The sequence below is a fragment of the Micromonospora sp. CCTCC AA 2012012 genome (assembly GCF_040499845.1).
Lineage (GTDB): Bacteria > Actinomycetota > Actinomycetes > Mycobacteriales > Micromonosporaceae > Micromonospora > Micromonospora mangrovi.
Window position 1 is genome coordinate 1,921,045 of the sequence record NZ_CP159342.1, and the last position, 19,077, is coordinate 1,940,121.

At 74.1% G+C, this 19,077-nt stretch carries 18 protein-coding genes; 8 read left to right on the forward strand and 10 right to left on the reverse strand.

Going from position 1 to position 19,077, the window contains the following annotated elements:
* Positions 1-33 precede the first annotated feature (33 nt).
* On the reverse strand, positions 34-4,536 hold the full coding sequence (locus tag ABUL08_RS08835; RefSeq protein ID WP_350936315.1) for a HAMP domain-containing protein: 4,503 nt from the start codon (positions 4,534-4,536) through the stop codon (positions 34-36).
* 224 nt (positions 4,537-4,760) lie between these two features.
* Positions 4,761-5,486: a SigB/SigF/SigG family RNA polymerase sigma factor gene (locus tag ABUL08_RS08840; protein WP_350938560.1), complete on the reverse strand. Its 726-nt coding sequence runs from the start codon at positions 5,484-5,486 to the stop codon at positions 4,761-4,763.
* Positions 5,487-5,741: 255 nt separating this feature from the next.
* Between ABUL08_RS08840 and ABUL08_RS08845 the strand changes: the two genes are divergently transcribed.
* The 3 genes from ABUL08_RS08845 to ABUL08_RS08855 all read left to right on the forward strand — a co-directional run bounded on the left by ABUL08_RS08845 (position 5,742) and on the right by ABUL08_RS08855 (position 8,292).
* Positions 5,742-6,530 (forward strand): enoyl-CoA hydratase/isomerase family protein, encoded by a 789-nt coding sequence (locus ABUL08_RS08845; protein ID WP_350936316.1) that lies wholly within the window; start codon positions 5,742-5,744, stop codon positions 6,528-6,530.
* 137 nt (positions 6,531-6,667) lie between these two features.
* Positions 6,668-7,012, forward strand: a complete 345-nt coding sequence (locus ABUL08_RS08850; RefSeq protein WP_377522746.1) for a YciI family protein — start codon at positions 6,668-6,670, stop codon at positions 7,010-7,012.
* 5 nt (positions 7,013-7,017) lie between these two features.
* Positions 7,018-8,292 (forward strand): RNA polymerase sigma factor, encoded by a 1,275-nt coding sequence (locus ABUL08_RS08855; RefSeq protein WP_377522658.1) that lies wholly within the window; start codon positions 7,018-7,020, stop codon positions 8,290-8,292.
* An 88-nt stretch (positions 8,293-8,380) separates the two neighbouring features.
* Here ABUL08_RS08855 and ABUL08_RS08860 read toward each other — a convergent pair whose 3' ends face one another.
* The 8 genes from ABUL08_RS08860 to ABUL08_RS08895 all read right to left on the reverse strand — a co-directional run bounded on the left by ABUL08_RS08860 (position 8,381) and on the right by ABUL08_RS08895 (position 15,356).
* Positions 8,381-8,791: a DUF6069 family protein gene (locus tag ABUL08_RS08860; RefSeq protein WP_350936320.1), complete on the reverse strand. Its 411-nt coding sequence runs from the start codon at positions 8,789-8,791 to the stop codon at positions 8,381-8,383.
* Positions 8,792-8,910: 119 nt separating this feature from the next.
* Positions 8,911-9,408, reverse strand: coding sequence for a YcxB family protein (locus tag ABUL08_RS08865; RefSeq protein WP_350936321.1), 498 nt, complete (start codon positions 9,406-9,408; stop codon positions 8,911-8,913).
* A gap of 154 nt (positions 9,409-9,562) precedes the next feature.
* Complete coding sequence (locus ABUL08_RS08870) at positions 9,563-10,018, reverse strand: Rv0361 family membrane protein (RefSeq protein WP_350936323.1); 456 nt, start codon at positions 10,016-10,018, stop codon at positions 9,563-9,565.
* An 86-nt stretch (positions 10,019-10,104) separates the two neighbouring features.
* The gene (locus tag ABUL08_RS08875) at positions 10,105-11,352 is read right to left on the reverse strand and encodes a vWA domain-containing protein (protein WP_350936325.1); all 1,248 of its coding nucleotides are present in this window, start codon (positions 11,350-11,352) and stop codon (positions 10,105-10,107) included.
* Positions 11,349-12,587, reverse strand: a complete 1,239-nt coding sequence (locus tag ABUL08_RS08880) for an AAA family ATPase (protein ID WP_350936327.1) — start codon at positions 12,585-12,587, stop codon at positions 11,349-11,351. The genes ABUL08_RS08875 and ABUL08_RS08880 overlap by 4 nt, the downstream gene beginning before the upstream one ends.
* A gap of 64 nt (positions 12,588-12,651) precedes the next feature.
* Complete coding sequence (locus tag ABUL08_RS08885; protein WP_350936328.1) at positions 12,652-14,019, reverse strand: hypothetical protein; 1,368 nt, start codon at positions 14,017-14,019, stop codon at positions 12,652-12,654.
* Positions 14,020-14,133: 114 nt separating this feature from the next.
* Positions 14,134-14,421 (reverse strand): DUF2277 domain-containing protein, encoded by a 288-nt coding sequence (locus tag ABUL08_RS08890; RefSeq protein WP_350936331.1) that lies wholly within the window; start codon positions 14,419-14,421, stop codon positions 14,134-14,136.
* A 53-nt stretch (positions 14,422-14,474) separates the two neighbouring features.
* Complete coding sequence (locus ABUL08_RS08895; protein WP_350936333.1) at positions 14,475-15,356, reverse strand: LysR family transcriptional regulator; 882 nt, start codon at positions 15,354-15,356, stop codon at positions 14,475-14,477.
* 130 nt (positions 15,357-15,486) lie between these two features.
* Between ABUL08_RS08895 and ABUL08_RS08900 the strand changes: the two genes are divergently transcribed.
* From ABUL08_RS08900 to ABUL08_RS08920, 5 genes are all read left to right on the forward strand, one after another.
* Entirely contained in the window at positions 15,487-16,536 is a 1,050-nt protein-coding gene (locus ABUL08_RS08900) for a saccharopine dehydrogenase family protein (protein ID WP_350936334.1), read from the forward strand.
* On the forward strand, positions 16,533-16,988 hold the full coding sequence (locus ABUL08_RS08905) for an SRPBCC family protein (RefSeq protein ID WP_350936336.1): 456 nt from the start codon (positions 16,533-16,535) through the stop codon (positions 16,986-16,988). Before ABUL08_RS08900 ends, ABUL08_RS08905 begins: the two co-directional genes overlap by 4 nt.
* Positions 16,989-17,052: 64 nt before the next feature.
* Complete coding sequence (locus ABUL08_RS08910) at positions 17,053-17,556, forward strand: nitroreductase/quinone reductase family protein (protein ID WP_350936337.1); 504 nt, start codon at positions 17,053-17,055, stop codon at positions 17,554-17,556.
* Positions 17,553-18,410, forward strand: a complete 858-nt coding sequence (locus ABUL08_RS08915; protein WP_350936340.1) for an SDR family oxidoreductase — start codon at positions 17,553-17,555, stop codon at positions 18,408-18,410. Before ABUL08_RS08910 ends, ABUL08_RS08915 begins: the two co-directional genes overlap by 4 nt.
* A gap of 36 nt (positions 18,411-18,446) precedes the next feature.
* A complete protein-coding gene (locus tag ABUL08_RS08920; protein ID WP_350936342.1) occupies positions 18,447-19,076 on the forward strand; it encodes a TetR/AcrR family transcriptional regulator in 630 nt (209 codons plus the stop codon).
* Position 19,077 lies beyond the last annotated feature (1 nt).

Here is a 19,077-nt window from a genome sequence, read left to right on the forward strand (position 1 = left end):
ACCCCTGCGCAGGGGTCGCCGCCGCCTCGTCGCTCAGCTGGTCAGCCAGCGGTGGATGCAGTGCAGCAGGTCGTCGGCGTCGACCGGCTTGGTGACGTAGTCGCTCGCGCCGGAGGAGATGCTCTTCTCCCGGTCGCCGTGCATGGCCTTGGCGGTCACCGCGATGATCGGCAGGTCGGCGTAGCGCGGCATGGCCCGGATCGCGGCGGTCGCGGCGTAGCCGTCCATCTCCGGCATCATCACGTCCATCAGGACGAGGTCGATGTCGTCGTGCCGCATCAGCGTCTCGACACCCTTGCGGCCGTTCTCGGCGTACACCACGTCGAGGCCGTGCAGCTCCAGGATGTTGGTCAGGGCGAAGACGTTGCGGGCGTCGTCGTCGACCACCAGCACCTTCCGCCCGGCCAGCGCCGAGGCCAACGGGTCGGCGACCGCCGCCCGGTCGTGACTGGGCAGCGGGAACGGCACGACCCGCTCCGGGGACTCCGCCGTCAGGTGCAGGGCGATCCGCTCGCGCAGGTCGTCCAGGCTGCGCAGGATCTCCAGCGGCCGGTCGTTCGCCAGGGACTGGAGCAGGGCCTCCTGCCCGGGCGCCAGAGGCTGGCCGTGGTAGGCGAGCACCGGGACGCCGCGCAGGCCGGCGTCGTCGTGCACCGCCTTCAGCAGCGCGGTGCCGCTGTCCTCGGTGGCGTCCAGGTGCAGCACCAGCAGGTGGTGCCGGTGCGCCGCCAAGGCCTCGACCGCCGAGGAGACGTCGACCGCGGTGAAGACGTCCACGCTCGCGCCGGTCTCCGCAGCCACCGCCCGGGTCAGCAGGCTCAGCAGCCCCTTGTCGTGCGGTTCGAGCACCAGCAGCCGGCGCTGCTGCAGCTCCACCCACCGGTGGGCGTCCGGCTCCATGGCCTGACCGGCGACGGGGAGCGCCGGGTTGTCGACCGCGTGCGCGCCGGTGACCGTGGCCGGCAGGTACAGGGTGAAGGTGCTGCCCTGGCCGAGCACGCTGCGGGCGGTGATCTGCCCACCGAGCAGCTGGGCGATCTCCCGGCTGATGGACAGCCCCAGCCCGGTGCCGCCGTAGCGGCGGCTGGTGGTGCCGTCGGCCTGCTGGAAGGCGTCGAAGATCGCGGTCAGGTGCTGCTCCGCGATGCCGATGCCGGTGTCGATCACCCGGAACGCGACGACGTCACCGTCGGTCGGGAAGCCGCCGGGCAGCTCGTCGGGGCGGGCCCGCTCGATGCGCAGCTGCACCCGCCCCTGCTCGGTGAACTTGACCGCGTTGGAGACCAGGTTGCGCAGCACCTGCCGCAGCCGCTGCTCGTCGGTGTGCAGCCGGGTGGGGACGTCGGGACCGGTGCTGATGTCCAGCTCCAGGCCGCGCGGCGTGGTCAGCGGGCGGAAGGTCGCGTCGACGTAGTCGCGCAGGACGGAGAGGTCGAACGTCTCCGGGTTGATGTCCATCTTGCCGGCCTCGACCTTGGACAGGTCGAGGATGTCGTTGATCAACTGGAGCAGGTCGGTGCCGGCCGAGTGGATGACCGTGGCGTACTCGACCTGCTTGCCGGTCAGGTTCCGGCTGGGGTTCTGGGCCAGCAGTTGGGCGAGGATGAGCAGCGAGTTCAGCGGCGTACGCAGCTCGTGGCTCATGTTCGCGAGGAACTCGGACTTGTACTTCGAGGCGAGCGCGAGCTGCTGCGCCCGCGCCTCCAGCTCCTGTCGGGCCTGCTCGATCTCGGAGTTCTTGGTCTCGATGTCGTGGTTCTGCCGGACCAGCAGCTCCGCCTTGTCCTCCAGCTCCGCGTTGGAGCGCTGCAGCTCCTCGGAGCGGGCCTGCAGCTCCTCCGACCGGGCCCGCAGCTCCGCGGCGAGGCGCTGCGACTCGGTCAGCAGCACGTCCGTACGGGCATTCGCGACGATGGTGTTGACATTGACGCCGATGGTCTCGGTGAGCTGGTCGAGGAAGTCCCGCTGGATCTCGGTGAAGCGGTTCATGCTGGCCAGCTCGATCACGCCGAGCACCTGGTCCTCGAAGAGGATCGGCAGCACCACCAGGTGCAGCGGGGCGGCGGCGCCGAGGCTGGAGGAGACGGTGACGTAGTCGGCCGGGACGGTGTCGACGACGATCGCCCGCTTGCTGACCGCGGCCTGCCCGACCAGCGACTCGCCGAGGGCGTAGCGGCGGCGGGTGGCATCGTGGCCGTAGCCGCCGACCACCCGCAGGCCCGTCCCCGCCGGGCCGTCGTCGACCAGCAGGAACGTGCCGAGCTGCGCGGCGACCAGCGGAGCCAGCTCGTTCATCACCAGCCCGGCGACGACGTCGAGGTCCCGGTGGCCCTGCATCAGGCCGGAGATGCGGGCCAGGTTGGTCTTGAGCCAGTCCTGTTCCTCGTTGGTACGGGTGGTCTCGCGCAGCGACTCCACCATGAAGTTGATGTTGTCCTTCAGCTCCGCGACCTCGCCGGAGGCGTCCACCGTGATGGAGCGGGTCAGGTCGCCGGTGGCCACCGCGCTGGTGACCTCGGCGATGGCCCGCACCTGCCGGGTGAGGTTCCCGGCCAGCTCGTTGACGTTCTCGGTGAGGCGCTTCCACGTACCGGAGACGCCCTCGACCTCAGCCTGCCCACCGAGGCGGCCCTCGCTGCCGACCTCCCGGGCCACCCGGGTGACCTCCGCGGCGAAGCTGGAGAGCTGGTCGACCATGGTGTTGATGGTGGTCTTCAGCTCCAGGATCTCGCCGCGCGCGTCGACGTCGATCTTGCGGGTCAGGTCGCCCTGCGCCACGGCCGTGGTGACCTGGGCGATGTTGCGGACCTGGCCGGTCAGGTTGTTGGCCATCGAGTTGACGTTGTCGGTGAGGTCCTTCCAGGTGCCGGCGACGTTCGGCACCCGCGCCTGACCGCCCAGCCGCCCCTCGGTGCCCACCTCACGGGCCACCCGGGTCACCTCGTCGGCGAACGCGCCGAGGGTGCCGACCATCGTGTTGATGGTCTGGGCGAGGACGGCGACCTCGCCCTTGGCCTCGACGGTGATCTGCCGGCTCAGGTCGCCCTGGGCGACGGCGGTGGCGACCAGCGCGATGGAGCGCACCTGGTTGGTGAGGTTGTTCGCCATCTCGTTGACGTTGTCGGTGAGGTCCTTCCAGGTGCCACCGACGTTGGAGACCCGCGCCTGACCGCCCAGCCGCCCCTCGGTGCCCACCTCGCGGGCCACCCGGGTCACCTCGTCGGCGAACGCGGAGAGCTGGTCGACCATCGTGTTGATGGTCTCCTTCAGGGCCAGGATCTCGCCCCGGGCGTCGACCCGGATCTTCTGCGTCAGGTCGCCCTTCGCCACCGCGGTGGTGACCTCGGCGATGCTGCGGACCTGGGCGGTGAGGTTGTCCGCCATGACGTTGACGGACTCGGTGAGGTCCTTCCAGGTGCCGGAGACGCCCTTGACGTCGGCCTGACCGCCGAGGCGACCCTCGGTGCCGACCTCCCGGGCGACCCGGGTCACCTCGTCGGCGAACGACGAGAGCTGCTCCACCATCGTGTTGATGGTGTTCTTCAGCTCCAGGATCTCGCCGTGCGCGGTGACGGTGATCTTCTGCGACAGGTCACCCCGGGCCACGGCGGTGGCGACCTGGGCGATGCTGCGGACCTGGTCGGTGAGGTTGACGGCCATCGAGTTGACCGAGTCAGTGAGGTCGCGCCAGGTGCCGGCGACGCCGCTGACCTGGGCCTGACCGCCCAGCCGGCCGTCGGTGCCGACCTCCCGGGCGACCCGGGTCACCTCGTCGGCGAACGACGAGAGCTGGTCCACCATCGTGTTGATGGTGCTCTTGAGCTCCAGGATCTCGCCGCGGGCGTCGACGGTGATCTTCTGCGACAGGTCACCCCGGGCCACCGCGGTGGTCACCTGGGCGATGTTGCGGACCTGGCTGGTGAGGTTGCCGGCCATGAAGTTGACCGAGTCGGTGAGGTCACGCCAGGTGCCGGCCACGCCGGGCACCTCGGCCTGACCGCCGAGGCGGCCCTCGCTGCCGACCTCCCGGGCCACCCGGGTCACCTCGTCGGCGAACGACGAGAGCTGGTCCACCATCGTGTTGATGGTGATCTTCAGTTCGAGGATCTCGCCCCGCACGTCGACGGTGATCTTCTGCGACAGGTCACCCCGGGCCACCGCGGTGGCCACCTCGGCGATGTCGCGGACCTGGTCGGTGAGGTTGCCGGCCATGGCGTTGACCGAGTCGGTCAGGTCCTTCCAGGTGCCGGAGACGCCCGGCACCTCGGCCTGACCGCCGAGCTGCCCCTCGGTGCCCACCTCGCGGGCGACCCGGGTCACCTCGGAGGTGAACAGCGACAGCTGGTCGACCATGCCGTTGAAGACCGTGGCGATCTCGCCGAGCAGGCCGTCGGCGTCCTCGGGGAGGCGGGTGCCGAAGTCGCCGTCGCGTACCGCGGTCAGACCCGCCAGCAACTGCCGCAGCCCTGGGTCGGCGACCGGACCGCCCGCGCCGGTGCCCTGGTCACGTCGCCGTGGGACCGTCTGTTCGACCACCGTTACCGCCTCTGTCCCACGGCCGGACGCCCCGTCCGGCACACCGTCAACCGCGCAAGTATGCACAAGGACAATTAATGGCGCAGCCGCGCCGGGCGGAGCGCTGGTGCGGCAGCGTCCGGGACAGGCGACCGGGCGGTGGGCAGGACGAAGCCGCCGCCCGACGGGAGGGAACCCGGTGGGCGGCGGCTGGTGGCCGGGTGGCGGCGGGAGCCGCCGGGAGATCAGCAGTCGGCGAGCTGACCGCGCAGCTTGGTCAGCGCGCGGGCGAGCAGCCGGGAGACGTGCATCTGGGACACCCCGACCTGGGCGGCGATCTCGCTCTGCGTCAGGTTGCCGTAGAAGCGGAGCGTGAGGATCTTCTGCTCGCGCTCGTCGAGGGTGGCCAGCGCCGGGCCGAGGGCGACCCGCAGCTCGGCCAGCTCGTACTCGTCGTCCTGGCTGCCGAGGGTGTCGCCGAGCTCGGTGGCGCTCTCGCCGTCACCGATCGGGGTGTTCAGCGAGACCGCGTTGTAGGCGCGGGCGCCTTCCAGGCCCTCCAGCACCTCTTCCTCGGTGACGTCGAGGTGGGTGGCGATGTCGGCGACCGTGGGCGCCCGGTTCAGCGTCTGGGTGAGGGTGCTGTTGGCCTCGGAGATCTTCAGCCGCAGCTCCTGGAGGCGACGCGGCACCCGGATGTTCCAGGTGCGGTCGCGGAAGTGCCGCTTGATCTCCCCGAGGATGGTGGGGATCGCGAAGCCGGCGAAGTCGACGCCGCGGGAGGCGTCGAACCGGTCCACCGCCTTGATCAGACCGAGCGCCGCGGTCTGGGCCAGGTCGCCGTTGGGCTCGCCCCGGCCGCTGTAGCGGAAGGCCAGGTGGTTCGCGAGCGGCAGCCACGCCTCGATCACCTGGTTACGCAGGGCCGGCCGGTCCGGGTGACCCTCCGGCAGCGCGGAGAGCGCCGTCATCAGCTCGGTGGCGCGGGACTCGTGCGCCGAGACCCGGGTGCTGCTGACCTCGGTGGTGCTGGTCTGCGCGGCGATCGTGGTGATCATGCTGTCCTTCCCGTCTGCGGCGACAGCGGCTTCACAGCAGCGCCGTCCGTGCCAGCCACACTAGACCAAAGGTTGCCGCGATATCAACCGAACGGCTGACGAAGCAGATTTCCGGAATTGGCGTGGTCGCCGTCACCGGGTCCGGTACCGCCCGGCTACGCTGCCCGGATGAGCGAACCGAGTGCCCTGGCCCGCCTGGAGGTCGAGCCCTCGGGGCTGGCCGTGCTGACCGTCGACGCCGGGCCGCTCAACCTCTACACCCTCGACCTGCACGCGCAGGTCGACACGGCTCTCGACGGGCTGCCCGACGACACCCGAGCCCTGCTGATCCGGTTCGACGGCCGGGTGGTCAGCGCCGGCGTCGACGTCCACCTCTTCGCGGCACAGCACTCCCCCGAGCAGGCGAAGGTGCTCTTCGACCGGATGCTGGCGCTGCCGGAGCGGATCGCCGCGTACCCCTTCCCCACCGTCTTCGCCGCCCACGCGCTCTGCCTGACCTGGGCGTTCGAGGTGGCCGTGGCCTGCGACCTGATCCTGGCCGCGCAGCGGGCCAGCTTCGGGCTGGTGGAGAAGGTGGTCGGGCTCACCCCCACCATGGGCGGCACCCAGCGGCTCGCCGCGCGCGCCGGGGTCGGGCGGGCAAAGGAGTTCGTGATGACCGGCGACCGCTACTCCGCCGCCACCCTGGAACGCTGGAACGTGGTGAACCGGGTGCTGCCCGACGACGGGTTCGACGACGCCGCGCGGGCCTTCGCCGCGCAGCTCGCCGCCGGCCCGACCCGCGCGCACGCGGCGACCAAGGCGGTCCTCGACCACTTCGCCCGGGGCGGCGTGGCCGAGGCCGACCGGCACGTGACGACGATCGCCGCCGACCTGTACCGCACCGAGGACCTGCCGAACGCGGTGCGGTCGTTCCTCACCGACGGACCGGGCCGGGCCACCTTCACCGGGCGCTGACCGGCCGACCGGATCCACGCCGGAGGCGGCCGGCGGAAGAAAGTCCGGGCGGCATGTCGACGGGGCCGCCGCCCGCTCGTCGTGATGTCGTACGCAAGCCACGCTCGACACGTGACAGGAGCCGGACCGTGAAGTACATGCTGCTCATCCTGAGTGCCGCCACCGAGGAGCCCGAGGACCCGACGGGTGACGGGCCCACCTTCGCCGACTGGATGGCCTACGACAAGACCGTGCGGGAAGCGGGCATCCACGTCTCCGGACACTCACTGGCCGACCTGACCACCGCCACGATCGTCCGGGTCGACCGCGCGGGCGAACGCGTCGTCACCGACGGCCCGTTCGCCGAGACCCGCGAGGTCCTCGGTGGCTACTACGTCATCGACGTACCCGATCTCGACGTGGCGCTCGACTGGGCCGCGCGCTGCCCGGGCGCGCGCGTCGGGTCGGTGGTGGTGCGGCCGGTCGCCGAGTTCCAGGCCTGACCACCGTGGCGGACGCAGCCGACCCCGCCACGACGTCGCACGTCGCGTCGTCGGTGGAGGCCGTCTTCCGTGAGGAGCGGGGCCGACTGCTCGCCTCCCTGGTCCTGCGCTTCGGCGATCTCGACCTGGCCGAGGACGTGGCCTCGGAGGCGATCGAGGCCGCGCTGCGGCACTGGCCGGTCGACGGCGTGCCGGCCCGGCCCGGCGCCTGGCTGTTGACCACGGCCCGGCGCCGGGCCGTCGACCGGCTCCGGCGGGACCAGACGTACGCCGCCCGGCTCGCCGTCCTCCAGGTGGAGGCGGACCGGGCGGCCGGCTCCCCGGCGCCCGGCGCGGAGGACGACCTGCCGGACGAGCGGCTGCGGCTCTTCTTCACCTGCGCCCATCCGGCGCTCGCGGCGGAGGACCGTACCGCGCTGACCCTCCGTTGCCTGGCCGGGCTGACGACGGCCGAGGTCGCGCGGGCCTTCCTGGTCCCGCCCGCGACGATGGCCCAACGGATCGTGCGGGCCAAGAACAAGATCCGGGTGGCCCGCATCCCGTTCCGGGTACCCGGCGCCGACGAGCTGCCGGGCCGGTTGCCGGGAGTCCTCCAGGTCCTCTATTCGATCTTCACCGAGGGGTACGCGGCCAGCGCGGGCGCCGACCTGCAACGGATCGACCTCGCCGAGGAGGCCATCCGGCTGGCCCGGATCCTGCGCCGGCTGCTCCCCGCCGAGCGGGAGATCACCGGCCTGCTCGCGCTGATGCTGCTGGTCCACGCCCGCCGCGCGGCGCGGACCGGGCCGACGGGTGAACCGGTGCTCCTCGACGACCAGGACCGCAGCCGGTGGGACCGCGCCATGATCGAGGAAGGGCGGGGCCTGGTGGTCGCCGCGCTGACCGGCGGGCCACCCGGGGTGTACGCCGTGCAGGGGGCGATCGCCGCGCTGCACGACGAGGCGGCGGACGTCGCGACCACCGACTGGCCCCAGGTGGTGGCCCTCTACGACGTCCTGCTCGCGTTGGCGCCCTCCCCCGTCGTCGCCCTGAACCGGGCGGTGGCGGTGGCCATGCGCGACGGGCCGGAGGCCGGGCTGGCGCTGCTCGACGAGCTGGCCGCCGAGCCCCGGCTGCGCGGCCACCACCCCTACCCGGCGGCGCGGGCGGAACTGCTGCGCCGGCTCGGCCGGTTGCCGGAGGCCGCGGCGGCGTACCGGCTGGCGCTCGACCTCGCCGGGACCGAGGCCGAACGGGCCCACCTGCGCCGGTCCCTGGCGTCGGTGCAGGCCCAACCCTGAGGCACCGTCGTCGACCTCCCACCCGCCCTCGTCATGCGGTGACCGCCATCGGCGGGACGGGCATCGGGCGAGGGCGGGTGGTGTCGGGTCAACCGGCGAGGCGACGCGCGACGGCCGGGATGACGATCGCGGCGGCCACCAGGTGGGTGACCATCAGCAGCACCTTGGTGGCCAGGCCGGCGTCCGCGATCACGTCCGGGACCAGGGAGAGCGCCGTCAGCACCACCGTCGTGCGCACGAACGCGCGGCGCGGGTTGCGGGCCCGGTAGGCCAGCACGACGGCGAGGGCCACGCCGACCAGCGAGAACACCGCCGTCAGCACGCCGAATCCCGGGACCGGGATGGGGGCGCCGCCCACCTCCAGGCTGATCCCGGCGGCGTGCCCGACGGCGGCGACGGCCACGGTGGCGACGCTCGCGGCTGCCGTGGCGGCGACGCCGAATCCGATCAGCGAACCGACGGCGGGGGCGGTACGGGTCAGGGTCGCGGTGCGGTTCATCGGGTCCTCCAGCAGGTGTGGGACCGGCTCGGTGCCGGTGTCTCACCAGGACCACGAACGGGACCGACCCGCAATCGACACCTACGGGTCCGGTTCTCCGAGATTTTTCGCCCCGGGATTCACCGGGGTGGGAGGAGTCCGCGTTCCGTCATGAAGGCGCGCAGCGTCTCGGCGTCCTCGGCGGACATCAGGCGACGCGGGATCACCGTCGCCGGCATCCGGCCGACGTAGACGATCCAGAATTCGCCGCTGTCCCGCACCTGGGCGACCCCGTCCCAGGCGATACCACCGGACTCCGAGCCGCTGCGCATCATGATGTTGTCGTCGGTGATGTCGTAGCCGCCCTCGACCGCGTAGCGACCGGAGCGCCGCCGGGCCCGCCACCGCACCCACGACGGGTAGGCCATCGACAGCACGCCGGCCAGGGCGATCGCCATCCACAGCGGCGAGACGCGGACGCCCGACGCGAACGCCCGGGACGCGACGACACCGATCACGCCGACCACCGCCAGCACCGCGCCGATGATGCGGTACCTGCGCAGCCGCACGCTGCCGAGCGCAGCGGCCACCCGGCCCGGGTACGCGGGGTCGGCGGGGACGTCGAAACGGATGTGCACGTCAGCACGATAGTGCCCGACCCGTCCCCGGACAGCGGCCGTCCTGCGCCCGCCGACCGGACCAGTGACCGGGACCCGTGTCGCCGAAGCGGTGCGGCCGGCCGTCGTGCGGACGGGATGCGCTGGTCCGGGCACGTCCGGCAGGCGCGCGGGCTCAGTACGGCTGGCCGCACACCTTCCAGGCGCCATCCTCCTTCACCAGCCTGAACACGTGCTGGTCCGTGAACCCGCTGTCCAGCGTCAGCGCCATGTTCACCGTCGCCGACGTGCGGCCGTTGACGTTCGACACGTTGACACCGTCGACCTCGTGACTGCGGATCTTCGGCTGCTTGGCGATGCCCTGACCGAACGCGTCCCTCGCATACTGGCCGCGCGTGCCGCTGCACAGCAGATCGTAGGCGGCGTCCGCGTCCCCGGCCTCAAGGTCGCTCACGAAGGACTCGGCGGCCTGCTGGGCCGGATCCGTCGCGCCCTTGACTCCCTTGAAGAGGAAGAAGCCGCCGATGCCGGCGCCACCGCAGCACAACACGGCCACCACGCCGGTGACGATCAGGACGGTTCGCAGCGTGTGCCGCTTCGGCGGTGGCGGCACCTGATACGGGTGGGTCATAGCTGGTGACGGTAAAGGATGCGAGAAGTTCTCGATGCCCCCCGTCGAGCTGATGCCGGATCGCATCGAGGATGTCGGACGTCGACTCACCGGGCGGCGGGACCGGCCCCGATGGTGACCACCCGCGCCCATTCCGGCGGGGAATCCGGCACGTGGTCGGGATCGTCCTCGTTCCACCGGCGGGCCCGGGGAAACAGGCCGACGACCGTCCGGCACGCCGGCCGCGAGACCGGCCAGGGCGTCTGCCCGTCGGTCAGCACGACGATGGCGTCGGGCGCCGGCCTGTCCCGCAGCGCCCGGGCGAATCCGGTACGCAGGTCGGTGCCGCCGCCCCCGATCAGCGGGATGTCCTCGGCGCGGCACAGCGTCAGCACCGTGTCGGCGGCGGCGTCGCAGGGCAGCGCGCTGACCAGGTCACGGCGACCGCCGACGGCCCGGGTGATCGCGGCCACCTCGAGCAGCGCGCTGCCCAGTTCGGCGTCGCTGACCGAGCCGGAGGTGTCGATGATGACGCAGACCCGCGGCGGCCGACGACGCAGCGCCGGCAGGACGACGCCGGGCAGCCCGGCGGAGCGCCGCGCCGGCCGGCCGTAGGTGTAGTCCTCGCCCACCCCGGCGGCCGACACCGCGGAGCGGACCGCCGCGCCCAACAGGTCCCGCCACGGCTGCGGCGGATGGAACGCCTCCTCCGCCCACCGCCGCCAGCCCTGCGGCACGTTTCCCGGTCGGCCGGTGATGCCCTCGGCCACCCGGAACCGCACCGCGTCGCGTTCCTGCGCGGTGAGGCCGTGCGCGCCGTCCGGGCCGAGGTCCCACTCGCGGTCCAGGCCGTCGGCGCCGCTGCCGCAGTCCAGCCAGGCCCAGTCCTGGGTACGGGGCCCGAGCCGGAACTGCCGCAGGTAGTCCTCCATCAGCTGCCCCTCGGGTAGCCGCAGGGTACGCGGTTCGACGGCCCCTGCGGGCCGGGTCAGCCCCTCGCCGTACGCGTCGTCGTTGATCTCGCAGTCCGCGGCGATGTTCATCCGCAGCCGCTCCCCCGGCCCGGTCAGCCCCTGTTCCCGCGCGACCCGGTCGCCGCGCCCGTGGTGGTCCCGCAGCAGGTGCGAGACCTCGTGCACCCACACCCCGGCGAGTTCCGCCACGGGTGTGCGGGCCACGAACACGGGTGAGACGTAGCACCGCCAGTGGCGGTCCACCGCCATCGTCGGCACCCGCCGCGACTCGACCACGTGCAGGGCGAAGAGCGCCGTCGCCAGGTAGGGACGCACCCGGGCGGCGTGCAGCCGGGCGGTGAAGAGCTTCTCCCGGTCCAGGGTCGCCTGCGCGGGGCTCATCGGCCGGTGCCCGCGACCGCGGTGACCCCGGCCGCCACCTCGTCGGCCCGCCGGGACAGGGTGACCGTACCGGCGAGGCGCTCGATCGACGGGGGCACGTCCCAGTCCTCCTGCCGGAGCCGGGCGAGGGTGGCGGCGGGTACGACCACCAGGTCGGGGGCGCCCGTCTCCACCGCGCGGGCCAGCACCCGCCACGCCCCGTCCCAGCGGGCCCGGTCCGGGCGTCGGCGCACCGCCTCCACCACGGCGTCCAGCACGGCCTGGCGCAGGTCGCCCCGCTCGGGCAGCGCGGCGGCGTCCGGGTCGGCCAGCAGCACCTCGGGGTCGGGCAGGTCCAGCCGGTCGAGACTCGCCAGCAGCTCCAGGCCCGGTCCGTCCCCCACGGTGCCCCTCACCAGCATCGACAGGACCTCCCGGGAGGTGCCGGCGGCGGTGGCGAAGGCGATCAGCCGCAGCGTCATCTCCCAGCTGCGGGGCGACGGCCACGCGCCGCCACGGTTGGCCTCGCCGGTGGGCAGCCGGTGCACCAGCGTCGGTCGGGCCGAGAGGAGTCCGCACACGGCACGGCGGGCGAAGGCGACCGCGTCCGGCAGTCGCGCCGGGTCGAGGCGCGGCAGGGTCGCGCGGGGCCAGGTGCCGGCCAGGCCGCGTACGACGACCTCGTGGTCGTGGGCCCACTGGAGGTGCACGAACCGGTTGGCCAGCGGTGGGCTCAGCTCCCAGCCGTCGGCCGCCGAGCTGCGCGGATTGGCGGCGGCCACGATCCGCACCTGCGCCGGCAGGCGCAGGCTGCCGACGCGCCGTTCGAGGACGAGGCGGAGCAGGGCGGCCTGCACGGCGGGCGGCGCGGTCGACAGTTCGTCCAGGAACAGCAGGCCGCGGCCGGCGCGGACCAGGCGCACCGCCCAGTCCGGTGGCGCCATCGGGACGCCCTGGGCGGCGGGGTCGTCGCCGACGACCGGCAGGCCCGAGAAGTCGGACGGCTCGTGGACGCTGGCGATCACCGTCGTCAGCGGCAGCTCCAGGGCGGCGGCGAGCTGCGTCAGCGCGGCGGTCTTGCCGATGCCCGGCTCGCCCCACAGCAGCACCGGCAGGTCGGCCGCCACCGCGAGGGTCAGGGCCTCCAGTTGCGGGTCGGCGCGGGTTTCGGTGGCGGTGTCGCGCAGCAGCGCGAGCAGGTCGGCGGCGACATCGAGCTGCGTCGGGTCGTCGGTCAGGCAGGAGCCAGGAAGCATGGGAATCACCTGTGAGGTCGAGAGGGTGGCCGGCCGAGGCCGGTCGGACGGGAGAGGCCGCTGGTCAGCGGGCGTGCGTGTGCCGCGGGTGGGAGCGTTGCCGCCGCTTGGACCGTCGGTCCTCGGCTGACGAGGTCGGACCGCGTCCGGTCAGCCCGGCCCGGAACAGCCCGTGGGTGACCCGCCGCTGGGCGGCGCTCTCCAGCGCGTCCCGCAGGCTGCCGGTGCGCAGCAGCGCGTCCGGGCCGAGCAGGGCCTCGACGGCGGCCAACGCGCCCGCGGTGTCCCCGTGGTCGAGGCGGGTACGGATGTCGGGAAGGCTCTCCGGACGGCGGTGTGCCTGGTCGATCGCCTGGAGGCAGGCGATCGGCGTACCGGTCAGCGCGGCCAGCAGCTCCTCCCGGCGGATCTCCGCCGGGTCGTGGTCCAGGGCGGCGAGCGTCCCGTCCACCAGGCCGATCCGGTGCAGCTCCCCGCGGCACGTCACCAGCCGTGGCGGCCCCGCCGGTTCCCGGACGGCCGCCGCCGCGACGCCGACCGCCGGGCGATCCGGTACGAGGGCCGACGCCACCAGCGGGTGCAGCCGGTCGACCTCGATCAGGCCCCGGCGTAGCAGCTCCCCGTCCGGCGCCGACCAGGTCGCGGCGTCCGGCAGCACCGGCAGCGCGGCGACCAGGCCGGCCCGCGCCGACCCCGCGCCGGGCGGGTGCCCGCTCCCGGCCGCGAGGTCCAGCACGTGCCGGCGTCGGGGCCCGAGCCGCACCGTGACGGCGGAACCCGTCAGCCCGTCGGCCCGCAGCAGCAGTGCCGCTTCGGCCGCCCACCGGTGCACGGCGTACCCGTCGTCGCGCAGCGCCTGCCACGCCGGATCCCGGTCCCCGACGTCGGCCGGCGGCGCGCCCGTCCGGATCCGCAGCTCGTCGGTCCGGCGCGCGTCCCACAGGTGGCGGTGCAGGTCGAGGCGGAACCGCCGGTCGGGTCGCGGATGCGGGTGCGGGCGCCGGTCCACCTCGGACGCGGTCCACAGGGCCAGGCTGATCCGCTGGCCCGCGTCCGCCCACGCCGGTGCCGTCCGGGCCACGAGGTGCACCGGTGCGGCACCGTCCGGTGGGGCGTACCGGGCCAGTGAGACGGTCAGCCCGGGCCGTAGCAGCCCGTCGGGGGCAATCCTCGGCAGGTGCCACCGCAGCAGGTCGGGTGCCAGGTGCCGGAGGTCGTCCCGGAGCCGGGCGGTCAGCTCGTGACCGTGGCGGCGGGCCGTGGCCCGCAGGTCCAGGTCGACGTCGACGCGGGCGGCCGCGCAGGCGCCGGCCCAGTCGCCGAGGCGACGACGAGCGGTCGCGGTTTCGATCATCGTGGGCGGGACGGCGTACTCACGTACCCGAAGCCACAGGCAGAGACGGGATTCCGCATTCGCGGCGAGGGAGCGCATCAGCACTCACCTTGCGCGAATCGGGCCCCCAATCTGAGAGAAGGATTCATCGCGGCTGATCATAACGGCCGACCGCGCAGGGCGCCACGGTCATCCGCCGGGCAGCGCCACGGGTCAGCTCGGCGCGGACGCCGGTCGGCCGTACCGCTCGGCGGCGCGGGCCCGGGCCTTCGCCGCCTCCACCTCCCGGTCGCGGGCGGGCGCCTTCGTCACGAGGCTCTCCAGCAGGGTCCGGGTGGCGGCGGTGACGGCGCGGACCGCTTCGTCGAACGCCTCCTCGTTGGCCGCGGAGGGCCGGGTCGCGCCGCTGACCTTCCGCACGTACTGGAGGGCGGCGGCCTCGATCTCGTCGTCGGTCGCCGGCGGTGCGAAGTTGTGGAGCACGCGGATGTTCCTGCACATGCCTCCACCATGCCAGTCCCCTCCGACAGCGCAAGGGGCTTCCCCCTTCGACCTCAGGGCGTCGCGCGGGCGACCCGCCGCAGGGCCGTGTCCACCGCGTCGGGCAGGTCGGACCGCCAGGCCAGCGCCAGCGTGGCCGTGGGCGCGTCCCGCAGCGGGACGAAGACCACGCCCGGCACGGCTGCCGTGCTGGTGAGCAGCGCCGGCACCGGGCAGCAGCCGACCCCGGCGGCGACGGCCTGCAACAGCGCCGCGACGTCGGCGATCGGCTCCCCCGCGCCGATCCGCGGCTCGGGCACCAGTCGCCACGTCCGCAGGAACAGCGGATCGACGCCGTCCGGGAGCGGCACCTGCGGTTCCTCCGCCAGGTCGGCCACGGCGAGGTCCGGCCGCGCGGCGAGCGGGTGGCCGGCCGGCAGGGCGACCACCCGCGGCCAGCATCGGACGGGTTCCAGGTGCAGGCCCGCGACGGCGGCCGGGGTGTACGGCGGCCAGAGGTAACCGGCCTGCGCGCGGCCGTCCCGGACGGCGGACACGTGATCGAGGAACGACGCCCCGGTCAGGCTCACCCGCAGCGTGGGCAGTTCCCGGCCGAGCGCGAGCACGGCACCGGCCTTCAGCTCGTCGACCCCGGCGGCGAGGGTGGTGATCACCAGCCGGTCGAGGTCGCCGGGGTGGGCCGCCCGGCGGGTCGCCCGGACCGCCTCCTGCGCCAGGGCCAGCAGGGCGCGGGCATGGCGGAGGAACTCGTGCCCGGCGGGGGTGAGCGCGACCTGACGCCGCCGCCGGGAGAACAGCTCCACGCCGAGGTCGGCCTCGAGCGCGCGGATCCGGGCGGAGAGCGACGGCTGGGCCAGGCCGAGTTCCTCGGCGGCCACGGTGAAGTTCATCCGCTCGGCCGCGACGACGAACGCCGTCACCCGGTCCAGGTCCACGACCGCGACTGTAGTCACCCCGGCCGGGCCGGGGCAGGCCCCCCGCTGACCCGGGCGAATAGCAGTCTCCTATCGGTCGGGAGGCGTCGTCTCTTGGACACCGGGACGGTGCCGGGGGGAGGGTCGAGGAATGGACCCGCTCGTCATCTACGGCGCCACCGGCTACGCCGGTCGGCTCGTCGCCCAGCTCGCCGTCCAGCGCGGGCTCCGTCCCGTGCTCGCCGGCCGCAACCCCCACCGGCTGGCCGCCCTGGGGCTCGACACCCCCGTGCACGCGGCGTCGCTGGACGACCCGGCGGCGCTGGACCGGCTGCTCGCCGACGCGGCCGTGCTGGTGAACGCGGCGGGACCCTTCGCCGCGACCCAGCGCCCGTTGCTGGACGCCTGCGTCCGCACCGGCACCCACTATCTGGACCTCGCCGGTGAGGCGGCCGAGTTCCTCGACGTGCAGCGGCGGCACGACGAGCTGGTGCGCGCCGGCGTCATGGCGATGCCCGGCGTCGGCTTCGGGGTCGTACCGACCGACGCGGTGGCCGTGCACCTCGCCGGCCGGCTGCCCTCGGCACGTCGGCTGGAACTGTCGTTCGTGACCACCGGGCAGGTGTCCCAGGGCACCCTCGGCACGCTCCTGGCGGGTCTGGGCGACGCCGGGGTGCAACGCCGCGACGGACGCCTGGTGCCCGTCCGGGCCGGCACCGCGCAGCGCCGGATCCGTCCCGACGGCCGGCCGGTACGGGTCGTGGTGAACCCGTGGCGGGCCGACGTGGTCTCCGCGGGGCGGTCCACCGGGATCCCCGACGTGTCGACGTTCTTCGCCGTGCCGGCCCCGCTGCGGCTGGCGCTGCGGGTCGCCCCCGCCGCGCCGTGGCTGCTCGGCTCGTCCGCCGGTCGCCGGGTACGGGCCGCCCTGCTGCGCCGGGTGCCCGAGGGACCGACCCCCGCCCAGCTCGACGCCGGCAGCAGCCTGGTGCACGGGCTCGCCGTCGACGCCGCCGGCGCGGTGGCCGAGGCGGTGCTGCGCGGGCCGGACCCGTACCGGTACAGCGCCTACACGGCGGTGGAGCTGCTGGCGCGGACCGCGGCCGGCGCCGCCCGCCCGGGCTTCCGTACCCCGGCGGAGGTGCACGGGCCGGACGTGGCGCTGACCACGCCGGGCACCGTCCTGCGGGACCTGCGGTGACCGCACCCGCGTGGCCAGCCGGTCTCGAACCGGCCCGGACCCCCCTTCACGTCCGTAACGAGGCGTGGGTGCCGCTGCCGCCCGAGGCGGTCTGGGCGCGCCTGGTCGACGCGACCGCCTGGCCGTCCTGGTACGCCAACGCGCGCCGGGTCGTCCTCGCCGGCGCGGCCGAGCTGGGCCCCGGCGTCCGGTTCCGCTGGACCACGCTGCACGTGCGGGTGAGCTGTGTGGTGGACCGGTGGGAGCCCGGCCGGGTGCTCGGCTGGACGGGCCGGGCCCTCGGCTCGTCGGGACATCACCGGTGGGTGCTCGTGCCGGAGGCGGGTGGCACCCGGGTGGTGACGGAGGAGACCCAGGCGGGGCCGGTGCCCCGGTTGGCCCGCCGGTGGTTGAGCAGGTCGCTGCGGCACTGGCACCAGCGGTGGCTGGACGGCATCGCGCCGTCGCGCTGACCGCCCTCCGCTCCGGGACACCGCCCGGCTTTTCGCTACGGTCCCGTAGCGTTACGGTACGGGTATGGCTTCTTCCTCCCGGCCGCCCGTGCAGCGGATCCGGCCTCCCAAGGCCCCGTACCGGGTCGTCAACCGCGTCATGCGCTGGCTGCTGTCCACACCGTCCCGGGCCCGTCGGGTGGGCCGGCACCTGCTGCTGCTGCACGTGACCGGGCGGCGCACCGGCCGCGAGCTGGTGTTCCCCGTGGCGTACCGGCAGGCCGGCGGCGGGGAGCTGCTGGTGCTGACGAACTCGCCGTGGCGGGTCAACCTGCGCGACCGACCGGACGTCGCGGTGACCCTCCTCGGCCGCCGCCGGGCCGCCCGGGCGCGGCTCGTCGAGGAACCGGAGCGCGTCGCGGAGGTCTACCACCGCCTGATCGAGGAGGTGGGACACCAGCGGGCGGGCCGACGGATGGGCATCCGGATCAACGTGCCCCGGACACCGACCCACGAGGAACTCGCCGACGCGGCCCGTCGGGACGGGCTCGCGCTGGTCTATCTCGACCTGACGGGTGAGCAGCGATGACGGCCCCGGTGCTGGTCACCGGCGCGACCGGAAACGTCGGCGGCGCCGTCGCCCGCGCACTGGGCGCGGCCGGCATCCCGGTACGGGTCGCCGGCCCGGACCTCGACGCGCTGCACCAACGGTTCCCCGGCGTCCCCGCCGTACGTCTGGACTTCGGTGACCCCCGCACGTTCGACCCGGCCCTGGCCGGTGCCGAGGGGTTGTTCCTGCTGCGTCCGCCGCAGATCGCCCGCGTCGGGCCGACCCTCAACGCGCTGGTCGACGCCGCCGTCCGGCACGGCGTCGGGCACGTGGTGTTCTCCTCCGTCACCGGCGCGGACACCAACGTCGTGGTCCCGCACCACCGGGTGGAGACCCACCTGCGGGGTTCCGGGCTGCCGTACACGATCCTGCGGCCGGGGTTCTTCGCGCAGAACCTGGCCGACGCCTACCGGCGGGACATCCGCGAGGACGACCGGATCTACCTTCCCGCGGGGCGCGGACGGGCCGCCTTCGTCGACACCCGGGACCTGGGGGACGTCGCGGCCGTCGTCCTCGCCGATCCCACCACCCACGCCGGGGCCGGCTACACCCTGACCGGTGCCGAGGCACTCGACTTCGACGAGGTGGCGGCGGTGCTCACCGAGACGCTCGGCCGACCGGTCCGCTACCAGCCGGCCAGCGTCGCGGGATACCTGCGCCACCTGCGCCGACGCGACGCTCCCCTGGTCCAGGCGCTGGTGCAGACGGTGCTGCACACCGGCCTGCGGCGAGGGCAGGCCGAAAGGATCGACCCCATGTTGCCGCGCCTGCTCGGGCGGCCGCCCCGCACGCTGCGGCAGTATGTCCAGGAGCATCGGGACCTGTGGCGGTAGGCGCCACCGCCCGGGCGGGGACGGAGCGTGGGGCGGATGGACCGGACAACCGATCCACGGGTACGGCGTACCCGCGCCGCGGTCATCACGGCGGCTCTCGGCCTGCTCACCGAGCGGGGCCTGGCCGGCACCACCATCGAGGCCGTCGCGGAGCGGTCCGGGGTCGCGAAGACGACGATCTACCGCCACTGGGACGGGCAGGGCGCCCTGGTGCTGGACGCGTTCGACACCGTCCGGCGGGCGCCCGTCGACCCCGACACCGGCACGCTCCGCGGTGACCTGCTCGACCTGGTCACCGGCCTCGCCGGGGCGCTGTCCACCGGCCCGGCGGCGGGGCTGATGTTCGCGCTGATCGACGCCGCCGAGCGGGACCCGCAGCTCGCCGCCCTGCACCGCCGGGAGGCCGAAGCCCGGCACGCCGTGATCCTGCACGCCATCACGCGGGGCATCGCCCGGGGTGAGCTGCCCGCCGACACCGACCCGGCCGACGTGCTCGACCAGCTGGCCGGTCCACTCTTCCACCGCCGCGCCGTCTCCGGGGCGACCCTCGACGCCGCCTTCGCCGAGCGGGTGGTCGACGGGGTGCTCGCCGCGTACGCGGGCCGCGACAGCCAGGGCCTGTCCTGCCGATCCCGACAGGTCGGGAACGGAACGTCAGCGGGCTAGG